At 39.8% G+C, this 16,384-nt stretch carries 13 protein-coding genes and 2 pseudogenes; 12 read left to right on the plus strand and 3 right to left on the minus strand.

What is annotated here, in order from left to right; genetic code table 11:
• Positions 1–82: 82 nt before the first annotated feature.
• Positions 83–1,738 carry a hypothetical protein gene (locus N39L_RS31850; protein ID WP_014276713.1) on the minus strand — a complete coding sequence of 552 codons (1,656 nt, stop codon included), beginning with the start codon at positions 1,736–1,738 and terminating at the stop codon, positions 83–85.
• A gap of 41 nt (positions 1,739–1,779) precedes the next feature.
• Positions 1,780–3,453: pseudogene (locus N39L_RS31855) on the minus strand (hypothetical protein).
• Between the two features lie 78 nt (positions 3,454–3,531).
• Between N39L_RS31855 and N39L_RS31860 the strand changes: the two are divergent.
• From N39L_RS31860 to N39L_RS31915, 11 genes and pseudogenes are all read left to right on the plus strand, one after another.
• On the plus strand, positions 3,532–3,792 hold the full coding sequence (locus N39L_RS31860) for a hypothetical protein (RefSeq protein WP_014277431.1): 261 nt from the start codon (positions 3,532–3,534) through the stop codon (positions 3,790–3,792).
• Positions 3,756–4,325, plus strand: a complete 570-nt coding sequence (locus tag N39L_RS31865; RefSeq protein WP_231852049.1) for a hypothetical protein — start codon at positions 3,756–3,758, stop codon at positions 4,323–4,325. Before N39L_RS31860 ends, N39L_RS31865 begins: the two co-directional genes overlap by 37 nt.
• 26 nt (positions 4,326–4,351) lie before the next feature.
• Entirely contained in the window at positions 4,352–4,699 is a 348-nt protein-coding gene (locus N39L_RS31870) for a hypothetical protein (RefSeq protein WP_014277433.1), read from the plus strand.
• A 66-nt stretch (positions 4,700–4,765) separates the two neighbouring features.
• Positions 4,766–5,356, plus strand: coding sequence for a phage head spike fiber domain-containing protein (locus tag N39L_RS31875; RefSeq protein ID WP_014275539.1), 591 nt, complete (start codon positions 4,766–4,768; stop codon positions 5,354–5,356).
• Between the two features lie 300 nt (positions 5,357–5,656).
• Complete coding sequence (locus tag N39L_RS31880; protein ID WP_035735762.1) at positions 5,657–5,911, plus strand: hypothetical protein; 255 nt, start codon at positions 5,657–5,659, stop codon at positions 5,909–5,911.
• A gap of 978 nt (positions 5,912–6,889) precedes the next feature.
• Positions 6,890–7,114, plus strand: a complete 225-nt coding sequence (locus tag N39L_RS31885) for a reverse transcriptase N-terminal domain-containing protein (RefSeq protein WP_014275538.1) — start codon at positions 6,890–6,892, stop codon at positions 7,112–7,114.
• A gap of 58 nt (positions 7,115–7,172) precedes the next feature.
• A pseudogene (gene ltrA / locus N39L_RS31895) lies at positions 7,173–8,709 on the plus strand (group II intron reverse transcriptase/maturase); the annotation flags it as partial.
• Positions 8,710–8,766: 57 nt separating this feature from the next.
• Positions 8,767–9,618 carry a phage head spike fiber domain-containing protein gene (locus N39L_RS31900; protein WP_014277434.1) on the plus strand — a complete coding sequence of 284 codons (852 nt, stop codon included), beginning with the start codon at positions 8,767–8,769 and terminating at the stop codon, positions 9,616–9,618.
• A gap of 47 nt (positions 9,619–9,665) precedes the next feature.
• Entirely contained in the window at positions 9,666–9,848 is a 183-nt protein-coding gene (locus N39L_RS31905; protein WP_126277469.1) for a hypothetical protein, read from the plus strand.
• 170 nt (positions 9,849–10,018) lie between these two features.
• Complete coding sequence (locus tag N39L_RS31910; RefSeq protein WP_014274322.1) at positions 10,019–10,273, plus strand: hypothetical protein; 255 nt, start codon at positions 10,019–10,021, stop codon at positions 10,271–10,273.
• Positions 10,274–10,303: 30 nt separating this feature from the next.
• Complete coding sequence (locus tag N39L_RS31915; protein ID WP_014277435.1) at positions 10,304–11,173, plus strand: DNA adenine methylase; 870 nt, start codon at positions 10,304–10,306, stop codon at positions 11,171–11,173.
• 365 nt (positions 11,174–11,538) lie between these two features.
• Here the strand turns inward: N39L_RS31915 and N39L_RS31920 are convergent, their stop codons facing one another.
• The gene (locus N39L_RS31920) at positions 11,539–11,673 is read right to left on the minus strand and encodes a hypothetical protein (protein WP_286131321.1); all 135 of its coding nucleotides are present in this window, start codon (positions 11,671–11,673) and stop codon (positions 11,539–11,541) included.
• Between the two features lie 464 nt (positions 11,674–12,137).
• Here N39L_RS31920 and N39L_RS31925 point away from each other — a divergent pair, with 464 nt between their 5' ends.
• Complete coding sequence (locus tag N39L_RS31925; RefSeq protein ID WP_014277436.1) at positions 12,138–16,214, plus strand: PAS domain S-box protein; 4,077 nt, start codon at positions 12,138–12,140, stop codon at positions 16,212–16,214.
• The last annotated feature ends 170 nt before the right edge of the window (positions 16,215–16,384 follow it).

Consider the following 16,384-nt stretch of genomic DNA (forward strand, 5'->3'; position numbering starts at 1 on the left):
GCACCAAACTGATATAGGTGTTAGCTATATTTTCGTTAAGGAAATGCTACATATATGTAGCTTCTATTCAATGAAAACTACATTAAGCTGTAGTTGGTGGCTGACTCCCAGTTTTAATTTCTAACGACGTTCTAGTAGCTGTTCTGATTGCGTCATCTACCCACTTAGGTTTCTTCTCAAAATGTAAAGGAATTTTTACTTTAGACTTCCTAGGGTCTTTGTACATTGCCAAAACACTATTCTCTCCCATATCGATTTTGGCTTGTTCAAATTTATCAATTAATTCCCAGTTAAGTATTTTAACCTCCGATATATACATTTTTGTTTCCTTTATTCGTTTCGCATTTTCCCTACCGCCAAAACCTTTCCTTTCCTCAAATAGTAAAGGATAAACAATTGAAGAATTTGTTAATTGTACTAAATCCTTGCAAATACGTTCAGCATCTGACTTGCTAGATTCATTCACAAAAAACGAGAATGTTCTACCATTTCGCATATTGCAGGTTACTTTGATATTGCCTTTTGTGAACGCTGATTTACTAGGTTGAGTAAATATCCTTTGTAATTTATCCCAGGTTATTTCGTGTCTTTCTACTGATGGGAGTTCTATTTGAGTTTTTTGTAGTTTTGACCGTCTTTCCTTAGTCCAATATGGAGGTTTTTCGTAGTTATATAAAATAAAGGTTAACTGAATTTTTAAATTACTACTATTCGGAACTTCAGAGATATCACCGGAACCCACAAATTGCCCTATATCACGATTACCTAGTATTTCAGTTTGAGCTAACACATTTGCTACATTTTCTTGAAGGTTTCTTAATGATGATACTAGTCTAAATCGCTCTCCACCATTTTCTACAACCGCGTTAACTAATTGTTGTTGTCTATTTTCCTCAATGCGTTGTAATGCAATATATTCATCTAATCCTTGAGCAACTAAAATAATCGCTTCTTTACAATTATCTGAGAATTCCTCCCAAAATTCTTCACTACTATCTTGATTCCAAATAGTGTTAATATTTCCGTCATAGCTTTCTGGTAATTTCTCCCTAGCTTCCCTTCTCTGTTTACCGAAACTCCATTCCTCACCTTTTTCGTCACCCCACTTTTCAATCGTTCCTTTACCACCAGGAACCATTGAAACAATAGCCGTTGCAAGTGTTGAAGGACTTTTATCTAAAAACATTTTAACAACCCGTCTACCATGTTTAAACAGTTGCCATGCTATGGCTTTCATAGCCATGCCAAATGATTGTTTAACGTATGAGCCGAAAGCTGTAGATACTTCCATAAGCATTTCAGGTCCCTTGCTTAAGGCAATGTGCATAGCAGCGGCTTTGTTGATAAATGCAATACCAATGGTAGGCAATACTCCACAAACTAATTTACCTGCCATATTACCCAAAAAACCGGCGGTAGTACTAATAAATTGATTAGCAATATTCATCATATTTTTGTCTATCTGTTCATCTGATATATTCCAGTTGAAATTCCAGAAACTATCCCAATTAGACGTGATAAATCGTGCTACTTTCTCAAAACTAAAGTTAGATAAAAACTTAGTAATTCCTTCCCATAACCAACCTCCAAAACTTTTGCCCCATTCAACAACTTTACCAGTTATTTTTGCCCATAGCTTGCCAAACCAACCCATCTCTTGAGTAGATGTTCTCTGAGCTAAATTAACTTGTCTAACGCCATTCCTACCTATACTGCTACGAGTTTGACGGCTAGACAAGCTACGAGTACTCCTTAGCATTCTTGCACTTCTGGCAACCATTACAAAGTTCCTCTTAGTGGGTTATCGCCGTCAATCAATTCGGTTTCTATCTTGATATCAGGAAAGTCTTTTTTCAATAATTCTTGTACTTTCTTGGTTTCCTGTTCTCTAATATCATCCTGTTTTTTCATTGAATCATATAACCTAGTTAAATCGGCTAATATGTCTTTTGACGGGTCATTACCATTAACTTGTAAAGTACCTTGCGCTCTAACTATTGAGAATATTTTCTTTATTTGATTTAATGTTATTTATAGTGTTTCTTTCGCGTTCTTTTGATTAGTGATTTTAACTTTACTTTCATTAGGTTCTAGTAGTTCCTCAAAATTATCAGCTTCTGGAGTAAACGCTGTTTTAATTGTTGCGTATTTTTCTTCAGTTTTAAATCCTAAATAATCTAATATTTCTGAGACCTCTCTACCAGCTTTAAAGGCTGCTGAATGCGCCAAACCTGCTTCATGTAAACAGGTTAAAACAGCGTTTTGTGTCACTTGATGGGAGATGGCAATTTCCATTACCATCCCGAATATTTCAGCAATTGATTCAGCTAAGTTAGGTAATTTGATTTCGGCTTTTTCTTCTGCTTTTGTCATTAGATTGACATCATCAATCTCTACTTTAACTTCAAATTCACCCCATCTTTCGTCATCGATGTCAAATCGATACATTAACCATTCTGGCAATGTGTTTATTCGTTTAATTCTGTTCTCTGGATTATCAGCATTAACCGTGATTTTTTCCGGCATTTCAGCCGGAAAGGATTCAGGGTCTAGGAACTCGTAAATCCTTCTAATCATTCCACAGCATTCTTCGTTCATATCTGGTATTGTTATCGTTCGTATATTTTCAGGTTCTTCTCCTTCGATGCATTGCGGGATATCTTTTGTGCTCGCGGAAAATCTAGGAATTACATAATCAAATTCTGTGCATTCCATCCACCAATCACAAAATACACCTATACTTTCAAACATTAAATCAGGGTCGCCGTATGCCCACTCAGACTCCCACTGTCCTTGCGTATAAAAAAACCTCTCACTTCCTGTTGGTTGAGGAGTTTCTCCCCACCTCCAATCCATATGACTAAAAAAAGTGATGCTACTTCCACTTGGTGGAGGATTACAGCATCCCCCGCTACCCATTTGTCTGTCGAACTCTTCAACGCTGTACTTTTCATTAGCTTTTATGGTACAACCGATATTGCCATTTCCGCCATTTCCATTGTCTGAATCATCATCTGAATCATCATCTGAACTATCGCCTGGTCGCCTTCCTTTATCATCATCTACCTCGTCACCGCTATTAGGACCGCCAAAACCTCTACCAGCGCCACCCTTTCCCCTAGGTTTTTTTCCTCCCTTTGGTTCATCTCTGTTTGGTGGTTCCTTGACAGTTGCCTCTTTTTTAATATCCTCTCTTTTTTCCCTTTCTTCAGCTTCTCTTTTTTTGTGATATTCATCTGCATCCCAGTATTCAGGAGCTACATATTTAGAATCACTTATAAATTTGTTTCGAGTATCTAATTCCCTCCCGTATGGGTCTCCAGTCCAACCTCGAAACGGGTCTCCTAGTTTACCGGGGTCATCGTTTAATCTAAAGGGAGCTGTGTCATATCTAACTCCCGAGCGAGGTCTAACCTTTGGTTTGTCTCTAATCGTCCGTCTGTCTCTAACCATATTAACGTTTTGTACTAAGTTTAATAGTATTATATGATAGTATAATTATGTTACTAAATCCATTAAATAAGGGAAATCATGAGAGGTGTTAAAAATATCGCGGCTCATATAAACGCTGCTAACTGGAGTAACGCCATAGAGTTATTTAACGGGACTATTTTAGAATCATTAATAACAGAAAGATATAAATATGATATCGGTATTTACAGCTATATATCATCGTTAAACGCTAGATGTTACACTCCCAGTATTGCACAATCACAAATCCCCACAATTTACCCGGAAGATAGCTATTACCAACGGTGGAAAAAAAACAGGAAGTGTTGCAGGGAGCGGTAGATTTACAGATATTTTATGGGAATATGGCAACAGAAAACGGGTTAAATTTAGGGATTGTCAAATTGCCATATTATGGAGGCATTCACACCGAAAACCTGTTAATTGAATTAATCACTAATCAAAACGAAGGTTTAGCAATTGATAGCAACTCAATAGTTAAAGCTAGGTGTTTAACTCAGTTACATAACAATGATTCTATTAATATTTTGGGCATGGCTGAATATCAACTCGATACAGTTCCTCAAACCCCTACATTGACACAACCCGAAAATTTTGGGGTGACAATAGGCAATACCCCCACATTAGTTAGACCCTCAAATATTAATCGGTATAGGTTGCACTTACAAAATGTAGGTTCTGTAGGGGTATGGTTTTGTCACGGCGATATCAGTAACTGTGTACCTTATCAATGCCTATATTTACCTCCTAACGCTGGGTGGGATGATGAACTAAAATCAACAGCTTCTATCTATGCTATAACTGAGGATAGCGTAACCAATATTGTTGGATTAAAACAAATAATAAATTGGTAAATTATACTTTGATTTAGGAGTTTATTATGAGTTTCTCCGTTTACAGTTCTATTGTCAATTTAGACACTCTAAATATGAGCAGTAAAATACCGGGAACTCCCGAAACTACCGCGATAAGTTTGACTGCTAACACTATCACGGAAGTTGTGCCTATCAATGCTACCAGTAACGGTAGAACGGTGTTTGTAAAGAATCGGTCAAATACCAATGTACATCTAATATTTGACCCTACAGGTGATAGCGTGTCAGACGCTGCATTTTCGGTTAAGCCAGGTGATACCATCTCAATAACGTGGGGTAGAACTAAGTTACAGGCGATAGCAGAATCTAGCGCTAGTATCAGCGTTACAATTATCGAATATATCAATATGTAATCATCAAATGAATGGCTAGTATTAAGTTATTAGCCATTTAATTAAATAATCAATATAGAGGCAGTTATGACTAATTTCAACATTTACTCTAGTAAGTTTGGGCAATCAACCGATGACTTGCCAGAAGGTGAAGTTAATCTGTATTTAACTAATGAACGGATACAAGCAGTTATTGACTCAAATACGTATAACGTTGAACCTCGCATCTCTATAGAACCTACCCTTTCAACTCAGTTTGGTAAATCCAACACACGCTACAATGGTGAAGAATGGATAACAGAACCTGTAACAGACACTTACACTGTTACTAGAGCATCTACGGCAACGTATGTAGACGCAGCAGGCAGGATTCGTACAGCCGCAGTGAATAAGCCTAGATACACATTTAATCCTGAAACGGGTGAACGGTTAGGGTCGTTGGTGGAGGAACAGAGGACTAATTTGGTATCGTGGAGTGAGGATTTTGATAATGCGACTTGGACAAAAACACGAGCAAGTATTACGCCAAATGTAATTGTTGCGCTTGATGGAAATTTAACTGGTGACAAGTTAGTTGAGGATTCAAGCACAAACACCGCCCACCATGTAAATCGTACATTTTCTGCAACATCTGGGACAACATATACATTAAGTGCGAGACGTTTAGGAGTCAAATAAGGCTGCAATGCCTGAAATAACATCCTAGTGGGACTTCCACCCCTTGGTGGAATATAAGGGATTCGCAACCCTGACCATCCCATAACTGTTTATATGTCCCGACGCTTGGAGAAATCTAAGCAAGGCAGGGAACTCAAGGTCATAAACCAACTGAGAAATCAGGGCGTTAAGAGTAACGGCGATGTGCGAGACGTTTAGGAGTGAAATAGGGCTGCAATGCCTTAAATAACCTCCTAGTGGGACTTCCACCCCTTGGTGGAATATAAGGGATTCGCACCCCTGACCATCCCATAACTATCTATGTGTCTCAACATCTGGCTTCGACAACCAGATAAGGCAGAGAGACTCAAGGTCAAGACTGAGCGAAAAAAAGAGGGGAGTTGTGAACCCCTTGAGTATAACGTAAGGTTGAGAGTAACGGCGATAGCCACCCCCAGTTTTGGGAATCATAACCCCAGGATTGAAGCGGGGAACGGAAGGCGTGAAGTAGAACCTACTACCAGAGGCGACCACTGCCAACCATCCATGATTAGGGAAACCGAATGTCCGGCTTGAACCATCGTAATACTCTAGTAGCGAAATAGGTTGATACGCTGCGCTCAAAAGAGCACGGGGAAAAGAAGGGGTATATTACCACCACCTTCACAGACCTTTAAAGTACCCCGGTGGATAGGACGAATCTAAAGATGGAATGCCCGCATAGATGGAACGTTTAAACCCCTCATTGGCTCTCAAGTGGCAGGATGTACTTGTGGAGTAGCGAAAAGTGTAAGCGTATGCCTTTAAGGGAAAAGGATGTGACTGAAAGCTAATGCCTAACTGTAATGGTTAGGATATGCCCACTAGTCACGGTGTGGATATAGAGACCACAACAACTAAGAGTGTTATGACGAAAACGAGTTAATGACTACGTGTGTATATAGCTCCGAAAGTTGAGGTCATAAAGCAGGGGGTTGTAGCCCTGTTCCCACTGACAAAGGGGTATTCACATCAGGAGCCGTATGAGATGAAAGTCTCAAGTACGGTTTTGAAGTGGAGTCGGGGAAGGTGACTTCCCTTTCGACCATAACAGCCACCCCCAGTTTTGAGAATCACAACCCCAGGACTGAAGCGGGGAACGGAAGGCGTGAGGGAAACCTATTCCCAATAATCCGACCACTGCCAACCATCCATGATTAGGGAAACCGAATGTCCGGCTTGAACCATCGTAAATATGAAGTAGCGAAATAGGTTGATACGCTGCGTTCAAAAGAACAAGGGGAAAAGTAGGGTAATTTTATCATCACCTACACAGACCTTTAAAAGTACCCCGGTGGAGAGGACAAGTCTAAAGATGGAATGCCCATATAAACGGAACGTTTTAAGTCCTCCTGGACTCTGATTATCTGGTCGAGATATCAGTAGGAATAAGTGTAACCGCAAGTCCTAGAGGATGTGAGATGTGACCAAAAGCCAACGCCCTACCGTAATAGCAGGGATATGCTAACAGGTCACGGTTTGATTGTAAAGAAATAGAGCCTAGTAGGTGTACAAATGGCGATAGCGAGTTTAAAGAAAGGGTTTGGGAAACCAAAACCAATCAAGACTACGAACAACGCATGGAAGACAATCCCATGGACTAAGGTTCAACGGAAAGTTTTCAAGCTCCAAAAGAGTATATTTCGAGCAGCTAAATCGGGACAAAATGCTAAGGCACGAAGGTGGCAACGTCTACTGGTGAAATCGTATTATGCCCGGCTCTTAGCAGTGCGGCTGTAGGGGCGGGTTCCACGGTCAGCCATGCTTCCCAACAGTCAGCTTAATAAACCCGCCCCCCCAAGCGGGTCAAGGCAAGAAAACAGCCGGAGTTGATGGAGTAAGAGCAATCTCTTCAAGACAAAGGTTCGAGCTTGTTAAGAACATTAAGGGAAAACTCAAATCAAAACCACTGCGAAGGGTGTGGATTCCAAAACCTGGTAAGGATGAAAAACGCCCACTAGGCATACCCACAATCCAAGATAGAGCAAGGCAAGCCTTGGTTAAGTCGGCTCTCGAACCTGAATGGGAATCGAGATTTGAAAGCACAAGCTATGGGTTCCGTCCCGGACGGTCGGCTCATGATGCAATAGCACGAATTTACTCAAGTATCAACAAGGGTGAATATTATGTACTCGATGCTGATATAGCAAAATGCTCTTACCGTGAACCATGATTACCTACTGTCCAAAATTCATTGTCCAAGCAGCTTGAAGAGAGACCTGAAACAATGGCTCAAAGCTGGCGTGCTAGATAACGGTGTATTTGAGGATACAGAAACAGGGACACCTCAAGGAGGGGTAATAAGTCCAATACTCGCCAACATCGCACTGTTGGGAATGGAAAGGCTAGTTAAAGGAATGTATCCAAATAAAGGCACAGCCACTCAGGTAAACTTTATAAGATATGCCGATGATTTTGTGGTCATATCCAAAGACCTAGAAATCATTGAACAGTGCAAGACTGCTATTTCTGAATGGCTAAAACCTGTAGGACTAGAAATAAAACCTGAAAAGACTCGAATCTGTCATACACTCAAAACTATTGAGTATGACGGTAAAACAGAGAATCCAGGGTTTGACTTTCTCGGATTCAATATCAGGCAATATCCAGCAGGAAAATACAAATCTGGGAAAACAGGCGGGGGAGCAAGCCGATTAATCGGACATAAAACCCACATAAAACCCAGCAATAAAGCAGTTAAAGCTCACACAGAAGTGATTAAAAGTGCAATAGAACAACTCAAAACAGCACCTCAATCAACCCTGATAAGCAGACTAAACCCGATAATACGGGGATGGTCAAATTACTACTCAGCGGTAGTCTCAGTAGAGACCTTCAATAAGCTAGACTTCATAATCTGGCAAATGTTACGAGCATGGACATTATCAAGATGCGGAAAGGCAAGTCTCGAAAAGCTAAATAATTATTTCAGACATGGAACAATTAAACTTAGCAATGGGAAAGAAAGACATGAAAATTGGATATTCCAAACCAAAGATGGGTTACATCTATTCAAACACAACTGGACTCCAATTGTTAGACATACCCTAATACGCCCTGACGCAACACTTTATGACGGAAATTGGACTTACTGGGCAACCAGGAAAGGACAAGCAATCGGCACGCCAAATAGGGTAGCAAAACTACTCAAAAAGCAAAAAGGTAGATGTACCTGGTGTGGACAATTCTTTACCCCATCAGATATAGTTGAAGTAGACCACATTGTACCTAGAAGCCATGGCGGAAAGGATGAATACAAGAATATTCAATTATTACATCGCCATTGTCACGACAATAAAACAGCTCTTGATGAAGAGATGATGCTGTACTCTTAACAAGGAGACGGTCAAATTAGGAGCCGTATGAGGTGAAAGTCTCAAGTACGGTTCTGTATGGGAGGGGGAGATGGCGACATCTCTCTCGACCCCTACTCCATATATGCTAAAGCCGCAGAACGCTCGATTCTTGTAATTGCATTTGCCACTCAATTTCCCGCCAATTCTTTCGCAAATTTCAATTTACTGACTAGAGCAATTACAGCAGGAGGAGGACTTGTTTCTTCATCAGTAACGTCTATGGGAAACGGATGGTATAGATGCTCAATTACCTCAACAGCATCATCAACTGCTACTGCAACAATAGTGCATTACTTGAATAATGGGTCTAGCATTCTTTACACAGGTGATGGCATTTCAGGTATCTACATTTGGGGTACACAACTAGAAGCATCATCAACACCATCCCCTTACACCCCTACTCAAGCCACCAGCGTAACACGTGCTTCTGATGCGGTTAGTCGAGTGTTGGGGGATGAGTTTAACCCGAGTGAAGGTAGTTTTTATATAGAATATACACCAAACAAGTTGACAGGAGTTGGTGCTATTTTAGGTACTAATTCAGATAATACCAACTTGATACTTCACGGCGACGACAGTGCAGGTTTCGGTATAGACACTAGAACTGTGTCTGGTGGTGTGTTGACTTATTCATCACCCTTAATAACTAGATTGGACGCACCATCATTTAAGATATTATCTGTTTTAGAGCAAGGTCGGCAAAAGTTATTTATTAACGGTGATAAAGTGGTTGATGCACCTAATACAGTAACATCTTATCAACCTATTTCTGAAATTCTTATATTAAGAAGAGCTAATGGTGTTGTTGAAACTGGTATATGTAAAGATTTCCGCTACTACCCTCGCGCTCTTAGTGAAAGTGAGTGTTTAGCCCTAACAAAACTGTAATGGAGAACTAAAATGACTTATGACTTACAACAATAAATTAACAGATAATGCCTAATGCACTTGATATATCTGAAAGTAATTGGTTTAAAGTTTATGAACTTAATTTCAGGATAGAAGATGATAGCTACACGGTACTAAAAAATTACCTGACATTTCTGGCAGTAAATTTATCAGGATATTATTTGACGCTGACAGTGTACCCGTGTACTGGAAAATGGCAGGGTGGTTAAAATTTTACACATACAATGATGTGAAGCAGAATATGATGGTTAAACGTGAAATTATATGGCTTAATGAATATCAAATAATTGAATCACCGCCGTACAGCAATTTTTACGCTTCATTTTCTCCACTAGAAAGGATTAAATGGTTTACACTTCATTTTTGGAAATTAATATAAATGAACTTGGTAATAGTTGAATTAGGGTTAATTATTGTCGCGATTATTATCAGTATGTTCATTACGCATACAGGAAACCTAATTATTGAGAATAGGTTAGACGGTATCCAAAATAGCCTAAATTATTTGATTAGATATGTTAATGATTTTATGCCATCAACAGTTTGTAAAAAACAGTTAGAAGATAAAAAGCAATCACCCCCTCTTCCAATTAACAGAGATGATATTGATGATGATGGTTGGAGAAAACCCTAACATCAATTATTAATTAATGAAATCACAACAATGAAACCTTTACTAAGTTATTACGGGGGAAAGCAACGAATAGGTTCTAAAATATTGCAATATTTCCCACCACACAAAATATATGTAGAACCTTTTGCCGGTGGAGCTACTTTGTTATTTTTAAAACCATTACCTACCGTAACCAATCAACACGATTATAGAGAGTGCATTAACGATACAAGCAACCTTTTAATCAACTTGTATAGAGTAGCCAAAAAATACCCTATTGAACTTAATAATGAAATTCAAGCTACATTATATAGTCAATCTGACTACAGAAAATCTCAAGCAATATGTAAACAACCGGAAGGCTTTTCAGACATTGAAAAAGCTTGGGCATACTATGTCAATATCAACCAATCATTTGCCAACGCTAGGCAGGGGTGGGGTTTCAGTAAAAAAAGCGAAAACCGAGCGATGACATTCACAAATAAAAAAGCTAGGCTATCTGAAGCGTTGGAAAGGTTAGAAAAGGTTTACATTTCCTGCGAGGATGCTATTAAGTGTATTGAAAGGTGGGATTCACCTAATACACTATTCTATTGTGACCCGCCTTATTCCGGTAGTACACAAGGTCACTATAGCGGCTACACGATTAAAGATTGGACAAAACTATGTCATACATTAGATTGCATAACAGGCAATTACATTGTATCGAATTATCATCAGATGATTGAACCTCAATCATTTACACAAAAAATAGAAATAAATACAGTCATGTCCGCTAGTCACAAGAAAGACGTAAAAAAGAAACGAACTGAAGTGTTATGGGTTAAAAGTAACTTAGACGGTTTTAATCAACTTCCTGGGTTAATTAACTCAGAGGTCTATAATTGTTTACTTAATACATGGGGTCAACCTAAACCCTAACACCTAACAGCTACCCCAATAACTTAAATGTCCCCTATGGTTTCTGACTGTAGGGGTTCATTCATATTATCTGTTTTCGATATCGAAAATACGATATCGAAAATTATTTATATGCTTACCCCCCTAGTTTACCCACAATAGACGGGTTAAGATTTTGGCTTAGGGTGTTTATTAGGGGTACTGGGTTCCGCCTGGGATGATTACCACCAAAAATTGGAGACTTGTCTAGCGGTATGTAGGTATCGGTTTCGATGGGGAATCAATTCTCTAGGATTATGTAGGTATCAGCGAGAGATGACGAAACAAGTCACCAGTTGAAAAGTTGTTTGAGGGTATCGGGTTGATTCCGGTAGGAGATAGTTAGGTTAGTCGTGATTATGCGATCGCATTTTGTTGGTAGCGAGTAGGCTCCTCAATATTTCACCAATAATCTGACTCCCATAGGGAACCAGGTAGGCGGTCTGATATCTTTGTACATTGATAGGAGTATCGTTGTACATTGATAACCTAGTGGGTTCCCCCTACGGCTACCTACAGCTATCATGTTGACTTTGAGCCATAGATAAATCCCACTGCGATCGCACTCATTACCGTCCTATTATTAGCACTGGTAGCTTTAGGTAATATCCTGCAAAATTGAACCCATACCCTCCCCCTAACCGAAACAAGCACTATTGGGGAAACGAACGATGTGATAGCAGTCAATGGTTCGTTACCAACCGAAGGCTTGCCATTGACGGGTATCACGAGAGAGTTACCCTATCGGTGTTTGGTTAGGGGGAGATAGTAGGCATTTGACAGATTGATTAAGTTGTGCTTGTTGACTGAGTAATCATCCTATTGACAGAATTATTTTCCTGTGCTAGGACTAGATCGTGAGTAATATCTGAGTAATTAGGTACGACTATCGGGTTGAGTAATAACCGCTATCGCTGTCAGGATAAGGGTTTATAGTTAACACACTTTGACAGATGCTAACCAGGCGGCCTGCGAATTATTTGGGTTGGAACGTCAAGATTTGATGGGATCTCGGATTAGTGATTTTGCTGAACCCGGCTTTAATTTTGAAGAAACTTGGCAAGATTTCCTCGACCAAGGGGAGATGGGTGGCTCATTTCGTCTGATACGACCTGATGGTGGTGTGGTGATGGTGGAGTATGTGGCCATAGCTAATTTTTTGCCTAATTGTCATCTGGTAACTTTACGAGATGTTACGGAAATCAAAAGGCTACAAGAACAGGTAGAATCGTTGCAATCTGCCTTAGCCGCCTCTGTCTGTACTCCTGAAAAACTGCGACAGATTACGGAACAGATGGACGCAGAGTATTGTCTGCAACAAATTGGTCGCCATATTCCTGGGGTAATTTATAAGTTTTGTCAAAATCTCGATGGTGGGTTTGCTTTTCCCTACAGTAGCGAAGGGTTACGAGAGATTTATGGTATTGAACCAGAAGCCGTGCGGTCTGATGCTAGTGCCCTTTTTAATGCGCTGCATCCTGATGATATACAGTTGGTAGAAGAGTCGATTTTGGCATCGGCGGAAAATTTGACTCCCTGGCTTTGCGAGTATCGTATAACTCACCCTGATGGTCGATTGTTATGGTTGCTTGGTCATGCTACACCCCAACGAGAGCAGGATGGTAGCACGACTTGGTATGGTTATGTGCGAGATATTACTGAGCAAAAAGAAAGTGAAATTGCCCTACGAAGAAGCGAGAGTAAGTTTCGGAATTTGACGGCAAATCTGAATGATATGGTGTTTATTGCTGATGTGGATGGCACTTTTAGTTATGTGAGCCCAAATTTTGAAGAAATTACGGGATATCCCATTGATGAGTTGTTGGGTATTTCTTTTGCCGAGTTTGTACATAGTGAATATCTGCCAATTTGTGTAGATGCTTTTCATCGAGCTTTATTAGGGGAAAAAGTGCGAGGTGCTGAATATAGGGTGTTACATAAAAATAATCACTATTACTGGCATTCTACTAATGTATCGGCGATGAGAAATGATGAAGGTGAGGTGATAGGATGTTTGGGAATTGCCCGATATATTCATGACAGTAAACAGGCGGAAATGGCGGTGCGGGAAAGTCATATTCGTTTAGAAATTGCCCTAGAATCAGCTGATATTGGCACTTGGGATTGGAAGATGCAAACTAATGAGTTGGTTTTATCGGAGGAACATTGGCGGAATTTTATCGGTGCGACGGAAGGGGTGGTTAATCATAATGTTAATGAGTGGATCAGTCGAATTCACCCGGAGGATATGGAATTAGTTTCTGAGAATATGAATCGACATATCCGGGGAGAAATTGATATTTATGAGACTGAACATCGTTTGCGATGCGAGGATGGTTCCTATAAATGGGGTTTAGGTATTGGTCAAATTGTGGAGAGGAATCGTTTGGGTGAACCGCTGCGATTTATGGGAATTTATCAGGATATTTCGCAGCGTAAAGCTAATGAACTGGCGCTACAAGAACTGACTAATCAACTGCAAAAAGCTCAAAAAGTGGCGCATCTTGGGAACTGGTCTTTTGAGACTCAAACCCAAAAGGTTACTTGGTCGGAAGAGGTATTTAATCTGTTTGGTATGAGTCCGGAACAGGGTGAGCCGACTTTTGCAGAACATCTGACCATAATTCACCCTGACGATCGCTCTTTATTTCAAAATAGGGTTGCAGAAGCTAATAAGGGGATTCCACAAAACTTTGATTTTCGGGTTGTGCGTGCTGGTGATGAGGTGGCTTATCTGAATGCTCGGATTGAAATAGAACAGCGAGACGAGCAGGTGGTGCGGATGTTTGGGACGGTGATGGATATTACGGAAAGAGTGAAGGCGCAAGAGCAAGTTTATCGATCGCGGGAGTTGTTGCAAACTATTCTTGATGCTCTCCCACAGTCGGTATTTTGGAAGGATTCTCATAGTGTTGTTCTGGGGTGTAACCAGGCTTTTGCTAGGGCTTTTGGTGGTGAAAATACGAGCTTTTTTATAGGAAAAACAGATTATGATTATTGTGTGAGTCGAAAAGAAGCTGAACATTATCGCGCTTGCGATCGCCAGGTGATGAATAGCGATCGACCCCAAATCAAATTAATTGAAAATAAGAGCAATGCTGATGGTAGCATGAATTGGGTAGAAACCACTAAAATACCTCTCCATGATGCGGACGGAAAGGTAATTGGTTTGGTGGGGATTTTTGAAGATATTACAGACCGCATACAAGCAGAAAGGGCTTTAAAAGAAAGCGAGGCTCAGACGCGCGCTTTACTTGATGCAATTCCTGATATGATGTTCCGCTATAGTTCCGATTATGTTTTTCTTGATTATAAGCCATCTCTACAGGTAGAACCGTTAATGCAGCCGTCACAATTTTTGGGTCTAAATCTTCATGAAGTATTGCCAGAGTTTCTGGCTGTACCGACGAGTAAAGCTATTGCAGATACCCTAAAAACTCAACATATCCAATTGTTTGAATATGCTCTAGAAATGCCTGAAGGAATCCGAAATTATGAAGCGCGGTTTGCTCCCTGTGGCAATGATGTTTTGTCTATTGTTCGAGATATTAGTGAACAGCAAGCGGCTTTAAGGGAACGCAAAAAAGCAGAACAAAAGTTACAATCTTTGCTGAGTCGCACCCAAACTTTAAATCGGATCAGCACCGAAATTCGCAATTCTCTGCATTTAGATACGATTTTGCAAAATGCTGTCAATGCGATTTTTCAGGAAATCAAAGTTTATATTTGTGCATTTGTATGGTATAGATCCGATACCAATCCACCCTGCTTAGAAAATGTTAAGGAGCAGAAAAATCCAGGAATACCTAGTTGGCTTGGCAGTTATAATATTGATAATTTTCCAAAATTATTTTATCATTTATTTCATGGGAAAATGTATCGGCTAGATGTAGTTAAGGATAGCCAAGACGAAGCCTTAAAAGAATTTTGTCAACAGTCAGGAATTGAAAGTTATTTGGTGTTACCTGTGCATACAGCTGGCGGCACAATTGGAGGTTTTGAAATCGGGAGAGTTCAGAGTGATTGTACCAAGGGTTGCGAATGCGATCGCTCTTGGTTAGATGATGAAATCGAACTGCTACAAAGTCTGGCAACTCAGGTGGCGATCGCTATTTATCAAGCTCAACTTTATCAGGAGTCCAAAGCCAAAGGTAAGGAATTGCAAAAAGCATATCGGGAATTACAAGAAACCCAAGTGCAGTTAATTCAAGCTGAAAAAATGTCGAGTTTAGGTCAATTACTCGCAGGTGTGGCTCATGAAATTAATAACCCAGTTAGTTTTATTTATGGCAATTTAACCCACACTTCTACCTATACGGAATATTTGTTAGAATTGATTGATACTTATCAAGAATTGTATCCTGATCCCCCTCCAGAAATTAGAGATTTAATTGAGGATATTGATTTAGATTTTATCAGGGACGATTTCCCAAAAATCATTAGTTCAATGACTCATGGAGCCTCACGAATTAGGGATATTGTTAAATCCCTGCGTACCTTCTCCCGTTTAGATGAAGCCAAGTTAAAATCTGTAGATATTCATGAAAATATTGATAGTACCTTAGTGATTGTCCAAAATCGGGTCAATGGTAGCAATGGAAGTCCGGTAATTCAGGTAATTAAAGACTATGGAGATTTGCCGTCATTTCAATGTTATAGCAGCCTATTAAATCAGGTATTTATGAATTTAGTAATCAATGCTATTCAGGCGATCGAGGAAAAACGAAATCGATTAAATACGGCGGTAAACTCTGATTATATAGGATGTATAAACATCAAAACACGCCTAGCCGATAAAAATCAAGTATTGATATCAATTACAGATAATGGTATTGGCATCAATTCCGAACATAAAAACCAGATTTTTAACCCATTTTTTACGACTAAAGCCGTAGGTCAAGGCACCGGGATGGGATTACCAACCAGCTACCAAATTATCACCCAGAATCACCACGGAGAGTTAACTTTTTCCTCAGTCCCAGGGGTGGGTACAGAATTTATAATCAAGTTACCCTTGGCATAACCACCAAGTTTGTATTATTCTGTAGCACATTTACAGAAAATTTTGGTTTGGTAAGTTAAGCTATGAAAAGTTTAATCACAAACCGTTTACAATTAACTAGATTGAGGCTAGAAAAGCCTGGAAGCGCCTATCTATCGAAGTTTTGATTGAGTCAACCCTATTAACTACAG

Source organism: Limnospira platensis NIES-39, assembly GCF_026000695.1.
In the GTDB taxonomy this organism is placed as follows: Bacteria; Cyanobacteriota; Cyanobacteriia; order Cyanobacteriales; family Microcoleaceae; genus Limnospira; species Limnospira platensis.